This window comes from Nocardioides sp. NPDC058538 (assembly GCF_042719275.1).
Classification (GTDB): domain Bacteria; phylum Actinomycetota; class Actinomycetes; order Propionibacteriales; family Nocardioidaceae; genus Nocardioides.
In genome coordinates, this window is the sequence record NZ_JBHXNY010000009.1 from 107755 (window position 1) to 125563 (window position 17809).

The 17809-nt window shown below is 67.9% G+C and carries 17 protein-coding genes and 1 tRNA gene; 8 read left to right on the forward strand and 10 right to left on the reverse strand.

Translation table 11 applies throughout. From position 1 onward, the window contains the following. Nucleotides 1–71: 71 nt before the first annotated feature. From ACFWQC_RS10895 to ACFWQC_RS10910, 4 genes are all read left to right on the forward strand, one after another. On the forward strand, nucleotides 72–908 hold the full coding sequence (locus ACFWQC_RS10895) for an SURF1 family protein (RefSeq protein WP_378677034.1): 837 nt from the start codon (nucleotides 72–74) through the stop codon (nucleotides 906–908). After that, entirely contained in the window at nucleotides 905–1237 is a 333-nt protein-coding gene (locus tag ACFWQC_RS10900; protein ID WP_160026085.1) for a DUF3817 domain-containing protein, read from the forward strand. The genes ACFWQC_RS10895 and ACFWQC_RS10900 overlap by 4 nt, the downstream gene beginning before the upstream one ends. Before the next feature lie 78 nt (nucleotides 1238–1315). Then, the gene (locus ACFWQC_RS10905; protein ID WP_378677036.1) at nucleotides 1316–1825 is read left to right on the forward strand and encodes a peptidylprolyl isomerase; all 510 of its coding nucleotides are present in this window, start codon (nucleotides 1316–1318) and stop codon (nucleotides 1823–1825) included. 24 nt (nucleotides 1826–1849) lie between these two features. After that, nucleotides 1850–2737 (forward strand): rhomboid family intramembrane serine protease, encoded by an 888-nt coding sequence (locus ACFWQC_RS10910; RefSeq protein WP_378677262.1) that lies wholly within the window; start codon nucleotides 1850–1852, stop codon nucleotides 2735–2737. Nucleotides 2738–2881: 144 nt separating this feature from the next. Here the strand turns inward: ACFWQC_RS10910 and ACFWQC_RS10915 are convergent, their stop codons facing one another. Then, a complete protein-coding gene (locus ACFWQC_RS10915) occupies nucleotides 2882–3343 on the reverse strand; it encodes a cell division protein CrgA (protein WP_141802023.1) in 462 nt (153 codons plus the stop codon). Between the two features lie 115 nt (nucleotides 3344–3458). Between ACFWQC_RS10915 and ACFWQC_RS10920 the strand changes: the two genes are divergently transcribed. Continuing rightward, nucleotides 3459–4187, forward strand: coding sequence for a DUF881 domain-containing protein (locus tag ACFWQC_RS10920; RefSeq protein WP_378677039.1), 729 nt, complete (start codon nucleotides 3459–3461; stop codon nucleotides 4185–4187). A 26-nt stretch (nucleotides 4188–4213) separates the two neighbouring features. Here the strand turns inward: ACFWQC_RS10920 and pknB are convergent, their stop codons facing one another. The 7 genes from pknB to ACFWQC_RS10955 form a co-directional block, all read right to left on the reverse strand. Continuing rightward, complete coding sequence (pknB, locus tag ACFWQC_RS10925; RefSeq protein ID WP_378677041.1) at nucleotides 4214–6022, reverse strand: Stk1 family PASTA domain-containing Ser/Thr kinase; 1809 nt, start codon at nucleotides 6020–6022, stop codon at nucleotides 4214–4216. Then, complete coding sequence (locus ACFWQC_RS10930) at nucleotides 6015–7556, reverse strand: serine/threonine protein kinase (protein ID WP_378677043.1); 1542 nt, start codon at nucleotides 7554–7556, stop codon at nucleotides 6015–6017. The genes pknB and ACFWQC_RS10930 overlap by 8 nt, the downstream gene beginning before the upstream one ends. Beyond that, nucleotides 7553–9019 carry a peptidoglycan D,D-transpeptidase FtsI family protein gene (locus tag ACFWQC_RS10935; protein ID WP_378677046.1) on the reverse strand — a complete coding sequence of 489 codons (1467 nt, stop codon included), beginning with the start codon at nucleotides 9017–9019 and terminating at the stop codon, nucleotides 7553–7555. Before ACFWQC_RS10935 ends, ACFWQC_RS10930 begins: the two co-directional genes overlap by 4 nt. Further along, nucleotides 9016–10449, reverse strand: coding sequence for an FtsW/RodA/SpoVE family cell cycle protein (locus ACFWQC_RS10940; protein WP_378677048.1), 1434 nt, complete (start codon nucleotides 10447–10449; stop codon nucleotides 9016–9018). Before ACFWQC_RS10940 ends, ACFWQC_RS10935 begins: the two co-directional genes overlap by 4 nt. A gap of 76 nt (nucleotides 10450–10525) precedes the next feature. After that, on the reverse strand, nucleotides 10526–11860 hold the full coding sequence (locus ACFWQC_RS10945) for a PP2C family protein-serine/threonine phosphatase (protein ID WP_378677051.1): 1335 nt from the start codon (nucleotides 11858–11860) through the stop codon (nucleotides 10526–10528). Continuing rightward, nucleotides 11857–12339 carry an FHA domain-containing protein gene (locus tag ACFWQC_RS10950; RefSeq protein WP_378677054.1) on the reverse strand — a complete coding sequence of 161 codons (483 nt, stop codon included), beginning with the start codon at nucleotides 12337–12339 and terminating at the stop codon, nucleotides 11857–11859. The genes ACFWQC_RS10945 and ACFWQC_RS10950 overlap by 4 nt, the downstream gene beginning before the upstream one ends. Beyond that, nucleotides 12336–13043, reverse strand: coding sequence for an FhaA domain-containing protein (locus ACFWQC_RS10955; RefSeq protein WP_378677057.1), 708 nt, complete (start codon nucleotides 13041–13043; stop codon nucleotides 12336–12338). The genes ACFWQC_RS10950 and ACFWQC_RS10955 overlap by 4 nt, the downstream gene beginning before the upstream one ends. 244 nt (nucleotides 13044–13287) lie before the next feature. Here ACFWQC_RS10955 and ACFWQC_RS10960 point away from each other — a divergent pair. Continuing rightward, nucleotides 13288–13371: transfer RNA gene (locus tag ACFWQC_RS10960), tRNA-Leu, on the forward strand. Nucleotides 13372–13483: 112 nt separating this feature from the next. On the opposite strand, the gene ACFWQC_RS10965 is transcribed toward ACFWQC_RS10960, so the two are convergent. Together ACFWQC_RS10965 and ACFWQC_RS10970 are read right to left on the reverse strand one after the other, a co-directional pair. Continuing rightward, nucleotides 13484–13753: a hypothetical protein gene (locus tag ACFWQC_RS10965; protein ID WP_378677060.1), complete on the reverse strand. Its 270-nt coding sequence runs from the start codon at nucleotides 13751–13753 to the stop codon at nucleotides 13484–13486. Further along, nucleotides 13702–14313, reverse strand: coding sequence for an alpha/beta hydrolase (locus ACFWQC_RS10970; protein WP_378677062.1), 612 nt, complete (start codon nucleotides 14311–14313; stop codon nucleotides 13702–13704). The genes ACFWQC_RS10965 and ACFWQC_RS10970 overlap by 52 nt, the downstream gene beginning before the upstream one ends. A 207-nt stretch (nucleotides 14314–14520) precedes the next feature. On the opposite strand from ACFWQC_RS10970, the gene ACFWQC_RS10975 reads away from it, so the two are divergent. Both ACFWQC_RS10975 and ACFWQC_RS10980 read left to right on the forward strand, forming a co-directional pair. Continuing rightward, a complete protein-coding gene (locus ACFWQC_RS10975; RefSeq protein ID WP_378677065.1) occupies nucleotides 14521–15066 on the forward strand; it encodes a TetR/AcrR family transcriptional regulator in 546 nt (181 codons plus the stop codon). Between the two features lie 342 nt (nucleotides 15067–15408). Next, a complete protein-coding gene (locus ACFWQC_RS10980; protein ID WP_378677068.1) occupies nucleotides 15409–17781 on the forward strand; it encodes a sulfatase-like hydrolase/transferase in 2373 nt (790 codons plus the stop codon). Nucleotides 17782–17809: the final 28 nt, after the last annotated feature.

A 17809-nucleotide genomic window follows, 5' to 3' on the forward strand; every position in this document is an offset into this window, starting at 1 on the left:
CCCCTCAATCCGGAAGCGCCGGCCGAGCCCGGATTGAGGGGCCCGCCCTAGGGCCGTACTCTGGGAGCGCTATGGCCGCCCAGACCAGTCCCCCGCGCAGCATCCTCTCCCCCAGGTTGTGGGGTGCACACGCGCTGGTGGTGATCTTCGTGACCGGCGCGGTGCTGCTCGGGGTGTGGCAGTACCAGTCGAGCCAGCAGGACAAGCAGGACCAGGTCGCGGAGCTGGTGCACGCGAAGCCGAAGGCGTTCACCGACCTGATCGGACCCAACGACGCCTTCCCGTGGGAGCAGATCGGCCGCCCTGTGACCGTCTCCGGGATCTGGATGCCCGAGGAGACCATCTTCATCGACGGGATGGAGCGAGGCTCTCAGGTCGGATTCTGGGCCGTCACACCGGTGCTCGTCGAGGACACTGGGTCGGCCGTCTACGTCGTGCGCGGCTGGACCCCTGAGGTCGGTAGCGCACCGCCCGCGCCGCGCGGCCATGTCACCGTCACCGGCTGGCTGCAGCCCAGCGACTGGACCGACGTCGCCGACGACCGCAAGTCCGACAACGTCTTCCCGCAGCTGGACGTCTCCGACCTGATCTCGCGCACCAGCTACGACCTCTACAGCGCCTACATGGTGCGCTCGCCGGTCGAGGAGAGCTGGCCGGCCAGCTCGATGCCGGTCAACGACGGCTCCACGGACGTCGCCGACGTGCCCGCGCCGCAGCTGCCCGAGCCGGAGGCCACGACCGGCCTGCGCAACCTCCTCTACGCGATCGAGTGGTGGCTGTTCGGGATCTTCGGGATCTACGTGTGGTGGCGCTACGTACGCGACACCCTGAACCCCCGGCCCGACGACACGGACGAAGAAGACCCTGAGAAAACCACTCAGGATCTGCGCGTACGCTCAGACGCGTGAACAAGCTGTTCGGCACCTACAAGGTGCTTGCGTACGTCGTGGGTGTGCTGCTGCTCGTCGGCACGATCTCATCGCTGTTCAAGTATCTGCTCCCCGAGGGCACCGCCCTGCAGTCCTTCGGCGAGGCGATGACGCCGCTGTGGGTCGCGCACGGCTGGATCTTCATCATCTACGTGATCGTCGCGTTCCTGCTGACGCAGAAGGCCCGCTGGACGATCCCCGAGTTCCTGCTGATGATGATCGCCGGCCTGATCCCCGGTCTGATCTTCTGGGTCGAGCGCCGCGTCGCCGACCGGATCGCTCCGAAGCTCGCTGACGCGGCCTCCTGACCTCGGGCCCGCGACCGACCCTGTGGGAGGATCGAGGAGTTACATCCCGTACCAATCCCAATGTCGGAAGGGCAGGTCATGGCTGACCAGAAGGCCATCCTCCACACCAATCACGGTGACATCACGATCACCTTGTTCCCCAACCACGCTCCGGAGACGGTCGCCAACTTCGTCGGCCTCGCCACGGGGACCAAGGAGTACACGGACGACGCCGGCCGCTCCGGTGTCCCCTACTACGACGGTCTCGGCTTCCACCGTGTCATCCCCGGATTCATGATCCAGGGCGGTTGCCCCCTGGGCACCGGTACGGGCGGACCGGGCTACACCTTCAAGGACGAGCCGCACCCCGAGCTCACCTTCGACAAGCCCTACCTGCTCGCGATGGCCAACGCCGGCCCCGGCACCAACGGCTCGCAGTTCTTCATCACCACCGGCCAGGCGCCGTGGCTGAACTTCAAGCACACCATCTTCGGTGATGTCGCCGACGAGGAGTCGAAGAAGGCCGTCGACTCGATCTCCGGCACCAAGACGGGTGCGATGGACCGCCCGGTCGAGCCGGTCGTCATCGAGACGGTCGAGATCGTCTAGTTGTCCGACTCGACCCCGGTCGGGGTGCCGGTCTGCTACCGCCACCCCGACCGTGAGACGCATATTCGCTGTCAGCGCTGCAGCCGGCCCATCTGCCCTGACTGCATGACGGGCGCATCGGTCGGTTTCCAGTGCCCCGAGTGCGTGCGTGAGGGCCACAAGTCCGTACGCCAGCCCAAGCGCTTCACCGGCGCGAGGGTCGGGTTCCGGGCACTCCCGGTGACCTTCTCGCTCATCGGCGTCAACGTCCTGGTCTGGCTGAGCATCATCCTCACCGGTGGCTCCGGGTCGAGGATCGCCGACCTCCTCGCGATCCGGCTACAGGGCTACTGCCTCACGCCTGACGGTGGCTTCGCGGTGCCGAGCGATGTCTGCCGGGCGAGTGGCGGCACCTGGATGCCGGGAGTCGACGACGGCGCGTTCTGGCAGCTGCTGACATCGACGTTCACCCACGTCTCGATCATCCACCTGGCCGTGAACATGCTGTCGCTCTACATGCTCGGCTCGTTCCTCGAGCCGATCGTGGGCCGGCTGCGGCTCCTGGTCTTCTACCTGATCTCCGGCCTGGCGGGCTCCGCCCTGGTGGTCTGGGCGTCGGTACCGGCCGGCTCGACCGTCGGCGCCTCCGGTGCCATCTTCGGCCTGCTGGGTGTCCTGGTGGTGCTCTTCGTCAGGGCCGGGCAGTCGCTCTCCCCGCTGCTGCCGGTGCTTCTGATCAACGCGGGCATCACCTTCTTCGGCAACGGCATCTCCTGGCAGGGGCACCTGGGTGGCTTCATCGGCGGTCTCGTCGTCGCGGGCATCTTCACCTCGCTCCGGGCCGACCGGAAGGCACCGTTGCAATGGGCTGCCCTGGGTGCCTTCACGTTGGCGTTGCTTGCCCTGATCGGCGTACGGATCCTGCTGTTCTGACGCCTTCGCGGTAGGTGTTTTCGGGGCGTTTTCACCGCGTGCACAAATCCACAGGTGTGGATGGCCCTGTGGAGAACTACACGCGTGTAACGCAAAGCGGCGCAAACCAAAGGTTTGCGCCGCTTTTGTCGTCTAACGACAGGGTCACTCCCACTTCGTGGCGAAGGTGAAGCCCACCGCCATGAAGCCGATGCCGACCAGGAGGTTCTTCTGACCGAGGTCGTTGAAGACCCAGATCTTGTCCAGGTGATCGTTGGCGAAGACGTAGAAGACGCAGATCCAGATCAGGCCGATGACGAAGCAGCCGAGCATGCCGACCACGACGCCGCGGCCGCGGCCCAGCGGGGTCTTCGGGTGAGCGGCGACGGCCAGGCCCAGGAAGAGCAGGACGAAGCCGATCAGGTAGTTCCACCCCTCGAGCTTCTGCACCGGCTTCGGCCCGGTGAAGTCGCCACCGACCTCGTTGGGGCGGACCCCGACGTAGTAGTAGGCGATCCAGCCGATGCCTAGGGCGATCAGCAGCAGGGCGACCCCGAAGCGCGGAGTGAAGATCGGCTCCTTGGGAAGGTCGAGATCACTCTTCTTCGAGAGCTTGAGCTTGGCCACGGGTGATGCTCCTCAGACAAATGTGATTGCTGCGCATACCCTAATGGTCGTGAGCTCCGGAACCCAGGCTAACCCCACCTCCGAATCAACGCGTCGGGCAAAGCGCTGGTCCCGCGTGACCTCTTGGAGGCTTGGTACGCCCGTCGTGGTGCTGCTCTGTGGCGGCCTGCTCGCGGTGAGTTTCGTGAACGCCGACGGCACCGACCTGCGTCCGGGCCGCTACGACGACCTCGCCACGCTCGTCGACGGCGAGCGGATCCGCTACAACCGTCTCGAGGCCCAGCTGACCGACCTGCAGAGCGAGGTGGACCAGCTCACCAGCGGCGTCACCGACAAGGACGTCAAGAAGCTCCAGAACCAGTCCGCGAGGCTCGCCGATCCGGCCGGCACCTCCGACCACAGCGGCGCCGGCATGCAGATCGTCCTGGGCGACGCGCCCTCCGAGGTCCAGGAGAGCTACACCGGCGACGACCCGAACTCGCTCGTCGTGCACCAGCAGGACATCCAGGCCGTCGTCAACGCGCTCTGGGCCGGTGGGGCCGAGGCGGTCACCATCGCGGGCAAGCGGATCATCACCACCACCGGCATCAAGTGCTCCGGCAGCACGGTGCAGCTCGACGGTGTCCCCTACCCCCAGCCGTACGTCATCGAGGCGGTCGGGGACCCCGACCGCCTGCAGGCCGCGATCGACCGCGACAACCACGTGCAGAACTACCGGGCCGACGCCCTCGACCCCAACGTCCAGATCGGCTGGTCCCTCCAGCCGCTCACCTACCTCACCGCTCCGGCCTACGATGGCCTGCTCGACGTGAAATACGCGAAGCCCCTGCCTCAGGAGAACTGAGCCAGGGGCTTCGGTGGGCGTCCGGGCTACGGCGCCGCCGGGCTGCTCGGCGGGAGCGCCGGGTCACACGTCGGCGGGTCGCCCGGGTCGGCGGTCTGGGTGGCCGAGGCCGACGGGTTGGCCGGGTCCGTCCCGGGCACCAGTGTCTGACAGCTCGGCAGGGCCTCCTCCTTCGTCGAGACGAAGATGATCACCTGGCCGTCCTGCGCGAGCGGCGTGCCCTTGGCCGGCGTCTGCTCGACGACGGTGCCCTTGGGCTCCTCGGTGTTGGGCTCGTCCTTGCGTACGGGCGTGAAGCCGGCATTGCGGAGGATCTCCTCGGCCTGCTCGGCCGTCTTGCCGACGACGTTGGGGACCTTGTTCGGGCCCTCGGAGACGGTGAGGGTGACGACGGTCGACTTGCCGCTGGTCACGCTCTCCTCGGCGACCGGGTCGGACTTGGTCACGGTGCCCTTGTCCTCGTCGGATTCCTCCGTCTCGATCTTCACCGTGAAGTTGTAGGGATCGCCCTCGAGGAGGTCCTTGGCGGTCTTCTGCGGCATTCCGATGACGTTGGGCACCTCCCGGTTGGGCGGCCCGGTGGAGACCGTCAGGGTGACTGTGCTGCCCTCTTCGACGTCCTGCCCTGCGGACGGGTCCTGGGAGATCACGACACCGACCGCGACGGTGTCGCTCGACTCCTGCTTGACCTCACCCTTCAGCTTGGCCGTGCTCAGCTCGGCCATCGCCTTCGCCTGGGTCAGGCCGGTCACGTCGGGCGCCGGTGTGGTCTGCGGGCCGAGGGCCGCTGGCAGGAAGTAGGCACCAAGCCCGATGAGGCCGATGATGACCAGACCGAGCAGGACGAGCACCCACGGGCGTGGGCCCTCGGCGCGGTCGTCCTGGGGCGGGTAGTAGCCACCGTTGGTGGGGTCGCCGTCGTAGGGGCCGACCGCGCGGTTCTGGGCGACCTGGGTCTGGTCCATGCTCGGTGGCACGGTCGCCTGGACCGGACGCCCGGCGAGGTAGCGCTCGATGTCGGTGCGCATCGCCTGCGCGGACTGGTAGCGGTCCTCGACGCGCTTGGCCAGCGACTTCATCACGATCGCGTCGAGCTCACGGGTCAGCGTCGGGTCGTGGGCCGAGGGAGGCTGGGCCTGCTCGCGTACGTGCTGGTAGGCCACCGAGACCGGCGAGTCGCCGACGAACGGCGGACGGCCGGTGAGTAGCTCGTAGAGGAGGCAGCCGGCCGAGTAGACGTCGGAGCGGGCGTCGACCTGCTCGCCCCGGGCCTGCTCGGGGCTGAGGTACTGGGCGGTGCCTACGACGGCCGCGGTCTGGGTCATCGTGGACTGGGCGTCGTTGAGCGCACGGGCGATGCCGAAGTCCATCACCTTCACGTCACCGGCCGGCGTCAGCATGACGTTGCCCGGCTTGATGTCGCGGTGGATGATCCCGTTGCGGTGGCTGTAGTCGAGAGCGTTGAGTACGTCGGAGCTGATCTCCAGCGCCCGCTCGGGCAGGATCTTACGACCCTCACGGAGTACGTCGCGCAGCGTGCGGCCGGCGACGAACTCCATCACGATGTAGGGCTGGGCGACGCCGTCGTCGGACTTCTCCTCGCCGGTGTCGTAGACCGACACGATCGAGGGGTGGTTGAGCTTCGCCGAGGACTGCGCCTCGCGCCGGAAACGGGCCTGGAAGGTCGCGTCGCTGGCGAGATCGACCCGCAGGCGCTTGATCGCGACCACACGGCCGAGCCGGTGGTCGGTGCCCTTGCGGACCTCCGCCATGCCGCCGCGGCCGAGCAGCTCGCCGACCTCGTAGCGACCGGCCAGGAGAGCTCCCTCAGCCATTGCCGCCCCCGTTGCCATTGCCGCCGCCAGTCTCGTCGCCGGGGAGGTCCGGGATGCCCCAGTCGGAGGACTCTCCGTCGGTCGGCTCCTCCTCGTCGCTCTCTTCCTCGTCGGGCTCCTCGTCGGCGGGAGGGGGCTCGACCACGGGGCGCTCGCCGTAGTAGCGGATGGTGATCGGGTCGCCCTCGTAGAGGTTGCGGGTCGGGTCGAGGCCGGCGACCGTGTCGGGCTCGTAGCTGCCGTCGTTGTCCTGGACCGCCACCTTGACCTTCAGCCCGAGGTCGTCCAGCTCGGAGCGCACCTCATCGACGTTGCGGCCGACGTAGTCGTCCTCGTTGATCTCGACGGCCTTCGGCTCCTCCTCGGGCTCCTCCGACGGGGTGGGAGTGGGGGAGGCTGACGGAGTGGTGGACGTGTCGTTGGCCGGAGGGGTCTTCGGGTCCGCCGCGAGGGTCGAGATGATCCAGATGATCGCGACAATGACGGCCACGAGCATCAGGATGACGATGATGTTGAACGGCTTCTTGTACCAGGGCCTCTGGTCATCGTCCTCGTCGTAGCGGTCGTACGGGTCCTGGTAGCGAGGCGGGGGCGGGCCCTCGGGACCGCCCGCGGTGCCCTGCATGCCGACGTAGTTCTGAGTGGGCGACGGCACCGGGTCCATGACCGAGGTCGCGGTCGCGTCGCCGGCCGCCGCGGCGACGACGGTGGTGGCATCGGCGTCCGGGTCAGCGGCGCCGTGACCGACAATCGCGGAGGTGAACGCCGCCGCGTCGGCGTAGCGGAGGGTCGGGTCCTTCTGCAGGCTCCTCATCACGATCGCGGCCAGATCGGCCGGGACGTGGTCGGGCAGCGGCGGGACCGGGTCGTGGAGGTGGGCGATCGCGGTCGCGACCGGGGTCTCCTTCTGGAACGGCCGGTAGCCCGCCAAGCACTCGAAGGCGACCACACCGAGGGAGTAGACGTCGGAGGCCGGCGTGGCCTTCTCGCCACGGGCCTGCTCGGGGCTGAGGTACTGCGGCGTGCCCATCACCTGGCCGGTGCCCGTGATGCCGGTCGAGGCCTGCGCACGGGCGATCCCGAAGTCGGTGACCTTCACCTTGCGCTGCGGGGTGATCAGGAGGTTGGCGGGCTTCACGTCACGGTGCACGATGCCGGCCCGGTGGGCGGCGGCAAGCGCGTCGCCGGCCTGACCGAGCAGGTCGCGGACGACCTCGGGGGCCAGGGGCCGCCCATCACGGATGAGCTCCGAGAGCGGCTTGTGGTCGACGAGCTCCATCACCAGGAACGGCCGCATCAGGCCGGAGGCGGTCGGCATCTCGCCGACGTCGTAGACGGCCACCACGTTGGGGTGGTGCAGCGCCGCGGCATGCTTCGCCTCGGACTCGAAACGGGAGCGGCCGATCGGGTCCTCGGCGTGCTCGGGCTTGAGGAGCTTGATCGCGACTTCGCGGTTGAGAGTCGTGTCGGTCGCCCGCCACACCTCGCCCATCCCGCCGGTGCCGATGAGCTCGTGGAATACGTAACGACTCATGAGATCGCTGCCTCCATCATGGCCTTCGCGATTGGGCCGCCGAGCCGTCCGCCGGCGATCTCGCTGCGTTCCGTGCCGCTCTTCTGAACCATCACGGCGACCGCGATGGACGGGTTCTCCGCGGGGGCGAACGAGGTGAACCAGGCGTACGGCGGCTTGTCCGGCGTGGTCTGGGCGGTGCCGGTCTTGCCGGCGACGCTCACGCCGTCGATCGCGGCCGCCTCGGCGGTGCCGTTGTCGACGGTGCTGACCATCATCTGGGTCAGGATCTCGGCGGTGTCCTGCGAGACCGCGGGCTGATTGTCGATCGTGGTCGGGTTGCCCTGGTCGATGACGTCGAGGGAGGAGGAGGTGACCCGGTCGACGAGGTAGGGCTTCATGACCTCGCCCCCGTTCGCGATGCCTGCCGAGACCATCGCCATCTGCAGCGGGGTCGCGATCACGCTCTGCTGACCGATCGCGGCACGGGCCTGCTCGGCCTTACCGTCGTTGGGCGGGTACTGGCTCTCGGCCAGAGGGCCGATGTCGTCGAGGTAGTCCTGGCCGAATCCGAACCCCTCGGCCTGCTCCTGCATCTCCTCGTCGGAGAGCTCCATCCCGAGCTGACCGAACGCGGTGTTGCAGGAGACCTCGAGAGCGCGGGTGAGCGTGATCTCCTCGCCTCCGCAGCTGGTGCCGTTGAGGTTGGGCAGATCGGTGTCGGTGCCGGGCAGGTCGAGCGTGGCGCCGCCGTAGACCATGCTGTCGCCGTCCATGCCGAGGTTCTCGATCGCGGCCGCCGCGGTGACCAGCTTGAAGGTCGATCCCGGCGGCAGCGCGGTCTGGATGGAGCGGTTGAGCAGCGGCTCGTTCTCGTCCTTCGAGAGCTGGTTGTAGGCCTTCTGCGCAGCGCTGATGTCGTTGTTCGCAACCCGATCCGGGTTGTAGGTCGGCGTGTTGGCCATGGCCAGGATCTGGCCCGTCTTCGGGTCGATCGCCACCGCCGCCGCCTGGACGTCCTCACCGAGGGCGGTCAGGCCCTCGTACGCAGCGTCCTGGACCTTCGGGTCGATGGTGAGCTCGACGTTGCCACCGGCGGGCTCGGAGTTGGTGACCAGGTCGACGAGCCGGTTGGTGAAGAGCTTGTTGTCCTTGCCCGACAGCACCGAGTCCTGGGAGCGCTCGATCCCGGTCTGACCGTAGGAGTAGGACATGAAACCCGTGATCGGGGCGTACTTCTTGCCGCCGGGGTAGGTGCGCTGCCACTCGAACTTGCTGTCGCTCGGCACGCTGGTGGCGACCGCCTTCTTGCCGACCAGGATGTCGCCGCGCTGCTGCGAGTAGGCCTCCTCGGTGACCCGTCGGTTGTCGGCGCGGTCGTTGTACCAGTTGGCCTTGAAGAACTGGACGTACGTCACGTTCAGCATCAGCGCCACGAAGAGGATCAGGCAGCCGACGCTCAGCGTGCGGATAGGGCGGTTCACTTGTTCAACGCCCCTTTGTCGAGCTTGACGATCTGGGTCTCCTCAGCAGCGAGGTCTTCATCGGACGGTGCAGTCGGCAGGGGACGGCGGGACTGGTCCGAGACGCGCAACAGGAGGGCGACGATCACCCAGTTGGCGACCAGCGAAGACCCACCATACGAGAGGAACGGTGTGGTCAGACCAGTCAGCGGGATGAGCCCGGTCACGCCGCCGACGACCACGAAGGTCTGCAGCGCGACCGAGGTGGCCAGGCCGACGGAGAGCAGCTTGCCGAAGTCGTCGCGGGCCACGATCGCCGTGCGCAGGCCGCGCTCGACGATCAGGCCGTAGCAGAGCAGCAGCGCGAGGAGCGCGGTCAGGCCGAGCTCCTCGCCGATCGCCGGAATGATGAAGTCGGAGTTGGCGTAGGGGACCCGCCAGGGCTCGCCGGAGCCGAAGCCACGACCGATCATGCCGCCCCAGGCCATCCCGAAAAGGCCCTCGACGAGCTGGCCCGATGAGGTCACGCCATCGTCGCCCACGGGGTAATACTTGAACGGATCGAGCCAGGTCAGCACGCGGACGCGGACGTGGCTGAAGAGGCTGAGCGCGGCGAAGACCCCGCCGGCGAAGAGCAGCCCACCGACGACGATCCAGCCCTTGCGCTCGGTCGCCACGTAGAGCGTCACCACGAAGAGGCCGTAGAAGAGCAGGCTGGAACCGAGGTCGCGCTGCAGGACCAGGATCGCGAGGCTGATCGCCCACATCATCAGCAGGGGGCCGAGGTCACGGCCGCGGGGCAGGTCGATGCCGGCGAACCGGCGCCCGGCCAGCGCGAGAGCGTCGCGATGGACCGCCAGATAGCCGGCGAAGCAGATCACCAGCAGGACCTTGGCGACCTCGCCGGGCTGGAAGCTGACCGGCCCGAGGTTGATCCAGATCCGCGCGCCGTTGATCGTCTTGCCGATGATCGGGAGCATCGGCAGGATCAGCATGACCACCGCGCCGAGGCCGGCGGTGTAGGTGAACCGCTGCAGCATCCGGTGGTCGGGGACCACGAAGAGCGTGATCAGGAAGAGCACCACGCCGATCGTCATCCAGATCAACTGCTGGCGGGCGAAGGCGTCGGTCTCGCTCGCCCCCGCGGCCAGGTCGAGCCGGTGGATGACCGCCAGACCGAACCCGTTGAGCATCGCCACCAGCGGAAGCAGCACGGGGTCTGAGTACGGAGCAAGCAGACGTACGCCGATGTGGGCCGCTACCAGGAGGGCGACCAGCCAGGTGCCGTAGCCGACGATGTCGACCGGGATCTTCTCCTGCACCCCGAGGCCGACCGCAGCGTACGCACCGATCCCGACCACCAGGGCCAGGATCAGCAGGACCAGCTCCGCTCCCCGCCGTGACCGGTGGACGAAAACGGGCATCGAGCTAGCCGGAGTGAACCCGCTCATGCCGCCACCTCCGTAGCGCGAGCGCAAGAGTACGGACGTGGCGGCCTGAGGTTTGTTGTCGCTCGCTGGCGCTCGCTCATGACCCGCTTCCCGCATCTGCGGCGCTCTGGTCCGCGAGCGACTGCACCTTCTCCTGGGCGCCGGCCAGGTCCTTGCTGTGGATCCCGTCCTCGAGCTGGTTCTGGTACGTCTCGGCCAGGTCCTCGACCTTCAGGTTGGAGGTCTGGTAGGGCTCGGAGAGATCGAGGCCGATCATCGTGGTGGGTACGCCACGGAAGATCGTGACGTTGCCCTCCTGCTCGCCGATGTACCACTGGTTCTGCGACCAGACGAACGCGGTCGCGACGGCGATCCAGACGACACCGATAAGGGTCAGCAGCCCGAAGGCCCAGCGCAGCTTGAGATACTTGGCCGGAGCCTGGAGTGCGTAGCGCATCTCCTCCGGGTCGGCGGCGATCGCGCCGTCGGGGATCTCCTCGTCGATCGGGTCCAGCTCGCCGGTGTCGCCCATCCGGTGACCGCGGAACAGGGCGGTCATCTGGCCGGTCTTGGTGGTCCTCCGCTTGAGCTCGGCCGCCGCACCCACCATCTGGGCCTCGAGGCCCGGGGTCGGGATGGTGTCGCTGGGAACCACGTCGGCGACCACGCAGGTCACGTTGTCGGTGCTGCCGGAGTCGAGGGAGACCCGGACCAGCTCGACGGCTGCGTACTCGGGCGTGCCGGTGGCCAGGATGTCGGCGATCCGCGGGTCGTCGACGTAGCCGCAGACACCGTCGCTGCAGAACATCAGCCTGTCGCCGGCGGCGAGGTCGACGATGAACAGGTCGGGCTCGAGCTCGCGGGTGCCGTCGAGGGCCTTGAGGATCAGGTTGCGGTGGGGGTGGGTCTTGGCCTCCTCCTCCGTGATCCTCCCCTCGTCGAGCAGCGTCTGCACGAAGGTGTGGTCGTGGGTGACCTGGTGGATCGCGCCGTTGCGGAGCAGGTAGGCACGGCTGTCGCCGACGTGGCCGACGGTCAGCTTGGCGCCGTCGAAGAGGCCGACGGTCGAGGTCGTGCTGGTGCCGTTGAGCGTCGGGTCGTGGTCGACCAGGTGGCCGATCTCGTCGTGGGCCATGTGCAGCGCGTGGGAGACGAGGCCGATCAGGTCGTCGTCGACCAGCCCGAGGGCCGGCTCCTCGTCGAGCTTGCGCAGCTGCTGGACGGCCGTGCTGGAGGCGATGTCGCCGCGGGCGGCGCCGCCGACACCGTCGCAGACGGTCAGCAGCCAAGGTCCGGCGTACCCGCTGTCCTGGTTGTCCTTGCGCACCCGGCCGACGTCCGAGACCGCCGCGAACTCGAGGCGGAAGGGTCGTCCATCGGCAGCGCCCAGGCTAGGAGCGGGGTCGGAGGTGGGGTCGGTCGCAGCGGTCACTTGCGCAGCTCCAGGATTGTTTTGCCGATCCGCACCTGGGTCCCGAGAGAGATGGCGGTCGGCTGATTGATCCGGACGGACCCGATGTAGGTGCCATTGGTCGATCCGAGGTCCTCCACGAACCACTGGTCGCCGGAGACGGCGATCCGGGCGTGGCGGGTGGAGGCGTAGTCGTCATCGAGGATGATCGCGGCATCGCTGCCGCGGCCGATGACGATGGGTGCCTGCGAGAGAGGAACGGTCACACCGGCGTTGGATCCGGTGGTGACGGCCACATGCGTGGGTACGCCGCGCCGCGGCGCCTTCGCCGCAGCAGCCTTGCCGCGAGCCGGCGGGGCCGCCGGCTGGCCGCCGGCGGAGGCGTTGGTGACCCGCGCGCCGAACATGTCGGAGCGGATCACCGACAACGCTGCCAGCACGAAGATCCACAGGATCGCCAGATAAGCGACCCGGATCAGAAACAGAGTCAGCTCGCTCAACGGCGTTCCTCCACGATATGCGCGGTGATGACGGTGGTGCCGATGCGCACCTGAGAGCCGTCGTCCAAGGTGGCACTCGCCATCTTCTGCCCGTTGACCAGCATGCCGTTGGTCGAGCCGAGGTCATAGACCTCGACGCGTACACGGTCGCCGGCCGGCTTCGAGCGGAACTCGATGTGGCGGCGGCTGATGCCCGGGTCGTTGATGCGCAGGTCGGCGTCGGTGCCCCGTCCCACGACGAGGTTGCCGTGGAGGGGATGCCGGGTGCCGTTGATCTCCAGGAAAGCCTGCGCGCGGCTCACCTGGGTGTCGGTCATGTCGCCGCCCGAGACCGCCGCCTGGGCGCGGCTGCGCACCCGGAACCGGCCGATCGTCAGGTCCTTCGACTCGCCGAACTCGATGCTCACGCGGCCGGGGAAGACGAACCCCTGCGCCTCGGCGTGGTCCATCAGTTGGCGCTTCAGCTCTTCCTTGAGGTGGGGTCCGTAGGACTCCAGCTTGCCCAGGTCGCTGGCGGACAGCTCCACGAAGAAGTCGTTGGGGACCAGGCGCCGCTGGCGGCTGAGCACCTGGGCGTTGTTGTCGATCTCGCGCTGGAGCGCGGCGACGATCTCCACCGACTTCACCTCGGACCGGAACGCCTTCGCGAAAGCGCCTGAGATGAGCTGCTCCAACTTCTGCTCGAACTTCTGCAGGCCGCTCACGTTGTTGCGCTCCTCTCAGGTGCCGGGGGTGGGCCGGTCGGGGTGGGTGGTCAGTCGCGTACGGGCACAGTGGTCCCCGGGATTCGGCCCGATCGTATCGGTGCACCCTAGGGGATCTGCCACTTCCCGCATTCTGCGTGGTTTCGATCCTCCCACGATCCGGTGACCACCAGCGTCAAGGTGGGCGGGGTGCCGTCGTTTTGGGTCGATGGGTGCCCGTCGGCTAACGTTTCCTCTGCTGCACGCGCGAGTGGCGGAATAGGCAGACGCGCACGGTTCAGGTCCGTGTGTCCGAAAGGACGTGGGGGTTCAACTCCCCCCTCGCGCACGTGAGTGGCTGGCCCCGGGTCCTGGACCCGGGGCTTCGTCCATTTCGGCCGAGGTTGTGTGGCCAGGCGTGGAGTGCCTCGTGATGTCCAGTAGGACGTAGGAACGGCGGCTCATGGCTGGACGGTCGGAACGTGGGCCGCGAGGAAGCCGAGCTGGTCAGTGACGACGGTGTCGAAGTAGGGGTCGAGGTAGGGCTCGAAGTGCTGGCAGTCATAAGTGCGGATCTCGCCCTTGGGGATTCGGCCCGCCGCCTTCATGGCGACCTTGAACGGGGTGACGCTGTCGCGCTCGGCGATCTGAACCAGGGTGGGCGCGGTGATCTTGGGAGCTAGGCGACCGGGCGAATAGAACGGGACGCGCAGCGCGATGCGTGCTGCCACGTCGTTCTCCGGGAGCAGCTCCTCGTACCGGTCCCGGCCAGACGAATGGCCATCGGCGCCGCGTCGGGCGAGGTCATCATGGCAACCTCGCCCGGGTAGCCGGCGGCGGCGACCCGGTAGGGCTCGCGGCCGGCGAGCGCACGGAGCTGGTCCCAGATCCCGGCGGCGACCAGTCGCACGACGAGCCTCGGCGGCACCGAGAACATCGAGGCCGGGCCGCTGATGTGCGGCACCTGCGCGATGACCGCAGCGAGGTCGTGATCCTCCGCGGCCAGGTGCAAAGCGTGACCGGCACCGAAGGACGAACCCCACGCGACCACCCGTCTCGTGTCGATGCCTTCGAGGCTGCGGGCGTAAGCAACGCCGGCACGCCAGTCGAGCTGCTGGGCGGGGATGTCGAGCACGCGACGGGGCTCGCCCGCGCTGTCGCCCCATCCTCGGTAGTCGAACACCAGCACCGCGTAGCCGGCCTCAGCGAACCGGGCGGCGTAGGCGTCCAGGCGGAGTGCCCGGATCGCCGCGAACCCGTGCGCCATGACGACGATCGGCGGTTTCTTCACGCCGCTCGGGCGGTACAACCACGCCGCGCACGTTGTCCCGTGCGAGTCGAACGCGACGTCCTCGCGGGTGTAGCCGGTCAGCTCTGGTCCCTTCGAACTTCTGTTGAATGCCAATCAAGAACTAACGAAGAGGAACCGTAGCATTGTCTTGATCGACGTTCTAGAGCCTTCTGGGGGAGCGATCAAGAGATCGGTAGGGTTCGTGCCATGCCCGCCAACAAGCGCCAGCAGGACCGCGAGGAGAAGCGCGCCGAGCTCCTCGCCGAGGCCCGCCGCCTGTACATCGTGAACGGGTACGAAGACACGTCCATGGCGACCCTTGCCAAGGCAGCCGGGGTGGCCGGGAACACCATCTACTGGTACTTCGCCGACAAGGACGACGTCCTGCTCGCCGTGCTCAACGCCGTACTGAGCGACGTCCTCACCGACTACCAAGAGGTCGCGACCGCCCCCTTGGAGGACCAGCTCGTTTGGGTCGTCCGGCAACTGCAGCAGATGCGCCGCCTCGTCAACACCGTCCACACGCGGGCGGCACACTCACCGGCCATCGACGAATGGCACACCGGATTCCACGCCATTACCGAAGGCATGTTCCGCGCCACGCTCGAACAGGCCGGCGTCGACCGCGACGGCATCGATACCGAGATCAAGATCGGCGTCTTCGCCGTCGAAGGACTGCTGACCCACGGACTCGACGACGCTCAGCAGCAGGCGATCTGCAGGCGGCTCGCCGAACAATGGACCCGTCCATGACCACGAGAGAAGCGAGCGCTCAGGCCATCGTTCCGGACCGAGGTCGGCTCTGCTCGGGGACGCGCCTCAATCGAGGATCGCGGTGGCTTCGATCTCCACGAAGAACTCGGGTGTGAAGAGCGCCTGGACGCCGATGATCGTGATCGGTGGGGTCGGAGCGGGCAGGCCGTCCAACTCCTGCGCGCCAGGTCCTGGGTCGCGGGATTCGCCACCCCTCCATTGTGCGCTGGCACTCGCGCATCACGTGCGAGTGGCCAGTCGATCATCCGCCAAGGGTGACGTGGTGCGCGCGGTCGATTGCGACGCTCGGTGGACACCCCGCCGATGACTGGAGCGCCTGCGATGCCGAACCGTCCCGACACTCACGCCCGGACCATGTTGCCGATCCCGGACCGACCAGCGTCGGGACACACGACGTACGACGCCAAGGATCCCGATACCGCCTACCCGCCGATCGAGCCGCTGCTCCCGCCGGGCGGCGCGCCCAACGTGCTCGTCGTACTTCTCGACGACGTCGGCTTCGGAGCATCGAGCGCGTTCGGAGGGCCCTGCGCCACGCCGGTCGCCGAGCGGCTGGCCGCCAACGGCCTGCGCTACAACCGGTTCCACACCACGGCGTTGTGCGCCCCGACGCGGCAGGCCCTGCTGACCGGCCGCAATCATCACTCCGTCGGCATGGGCAGCATCACCGAGACGGCCACCTCGGCGCCTGGCAACAGCTCGGTGCGGCCCAACACCAAGGCCCCGCTCGCGATGACCCTCAAGCTCAACGGGTACTCGACGGCACAGTTCGGGAAGTGCCACGAGGTCCCGGTCTGGCAGACCTCGCCGCTCGGCCCGTTCGACGCCTGGCCATCGGCCGGTGGCGGGTTCGAGACGTTCTACGGATTCATCGGCGGCGAGAACAACCAGTGGGACCCGGCGCTCTACGAGGGCACCACCCCGATCGAACCCCCGGCGACGGCCGAGGAGGGGTATCACCTCACCGAGGACCTGGCCGACCACGCGTGTGCCTGGATCCGTCAGCAGAAGGCGCTGATGCCCGACCGGCCGTTCTTCGCCTACTTCGCACCGGGTGCGACCCACGCTCCCCATCACGTCCCCCAGGAGTGGATCGACAAGTACGCCGGGAGGTTCGACGACGGCTGGGACGTCCAACGGGAGCGCACCTTCGCGCGGCAGAAGGAGCTCGGGGTCATCCCGGCCGACGCCGAGCTGACCGCCCGTCACGAGGAGATCCCCGCCTGGGACGACATGCCGGACGAGCTCAAGCCCGTGCTCGCCCGCCAGATGGAGGTCTACGCCGGCTTCCTCGAGCACACCGACCACCACGTCGGCCGCGTGATCGACACGATCGCCGACCTCGGCGTACTCGACAACACCATCGTCTACTACATCGTCGGCGACAACGGCGCCTCGGCCGAGGGCACCGTCAACGGAGCCTTCAACGAGATGGCCAACTTCAACGGCATGGCCGCGTTGGAGACCCCGGACTTCATGCGGGCGAAGATGGACGAGTTCGGCTCGCCCAGCTCCTACAACCACTACTCGGTCGGCTGGGCGTGGGCGATGAACTCGCCGCTGCAGTGGACTAAGCAGGTCGCGTCGCACTGGGGCGGGACCCGTAACGGCACCATCGTGCACTGGCCCGAGCGGATCGACGACCCGGGCTCGGTGCGTTCCCAGTTCACCCACGTGATCGACCTGGCGCCGACCATCCTCGAAGCGGCAGGACTGCCGGAGCCGGCCATGGTCAACGGCGTCCAGCAGTCGCCGATGGAGGGGACGAGCATGCTCTACACGTTCCGCGGCGCGAACGAGCCGGAGCGCCACGATCTGCAGTACTTCGAGATGTTCGCCAACCGCGGCGTCTACCACAAGGGCTGGAGCGCGGTCACCAAGCACCGCACCCCGTGGGTGATGGTCGGAGGGGACCTGCCGGCGTTCGACGACGACGTGTGGGAGCTCTACGACGGCGACACGGACTTCAGCCAGGCGAGGGATCTCTCGGCGGAGCACCCCGAGAAGCTGGCCCAGCTGCAGCGGCTCTGGCTGATCGAGGCCGTGAAGTACGGCGTACTCCCGATGGACGACCGCACCGCCGAGCGGATCGAGCCCGCCATGGCCGGCAGGCCGACGCTCGTGCGAGGGTCGAGCCAGCTCTTCTTCCCCGGTATGGGCCGGCTGTCGGAGAACAGCGTGGTCAGCATCAAGAACAAGTCGTTCTCCGTCACCGCCGAGGTGACGATCCCCGACACCGGTGCCGAGGGCGTGATCATCGCCCAGGGCGGCCGGTTCGGCGGCTGGACGTTCTTTGCCCGCGACGGAAGGCTCAAGTTCGTCTACAACGTGCTCGGTATCCAGCAGTTCCCCGTCGTGTCGGAGTCCCTGCTCGCGGCAGGGACCCGCCAGGTCCGGATCGAGTTCGCCTACGACGGCGGCGGCCTGGCCAAGGGCGGCGATGTCACGCTCTACGACGACGGAAAGCCGGTCGGGTCGGGCCGGGTGGAGGCGACCCAGCCGATGGTCTTCTCGGCCGACGAGACCACCGACATCGGCTACGAGTCCGGTACGACGGTCTCCTCGGACTACACCAGCCGGACCAGCCGGTTCAGCGGCAAGATCGCGTGGGTCCAGATCGACCTCGGCGACGACGTCCACGACCACTACATCGACCCGGAGGAGCGGTTCAGGATCGCGATGGCACGCCAGTAGCGATGTCACAGATGCACCACGTGCCTCG

Coding starts and splice junctions, on each gene's coding strand:
- ACFWQC_RS10895 (WP_378677034.1), top strand. CDS start 72: ATGGCCGCCCAGACCAGTCCCCCGCGCAGCATCCTCTCCCCCAGGTTG.
- ACFWQC_RS10905 (WP_378677036.1), top strand. CDS start 1,316: ATGGCTGACCAGAAGGCCATCCTCCACACCAATCACGGTGACATCACG.
- pknB (WP_378677041.1), bottom strand. CDS start 6,022: ATGGCTGAGGGAGCTCTCCTGGCCGGTCGCTACGAGGTCGGCGAGCTG.
- ACFWQC_RS10930 (WP_378677043.1), bottom strand. CDS start 7,556: ATGAGTCGTTACGTATTCCACGAGCTCATCGGCACCGGCGGGATGGGC.
- ACFWQC_RS10940 (WP_378677048.1), bottom strand. CDS start 10,449: ATGAGCGGGTTCACTCCGGCTAGCTCGATGCCCGTTTTCGTCCACCGG.
- ACFWQC_RS10975 (WP_378677065.1), top strand. CDS start 14,521: ATGCCCGCCAACAAGCGCCAGCAGGACCGCGAGGAGAAGCGCGCCGAG.
- ACFWQC_RS10980 (WP_378677068.1), top strand. CDS start 15,409: ATGCCGAACCGTCCCGACACTCACGCCCGGACCATGTTGCCGATCCCG.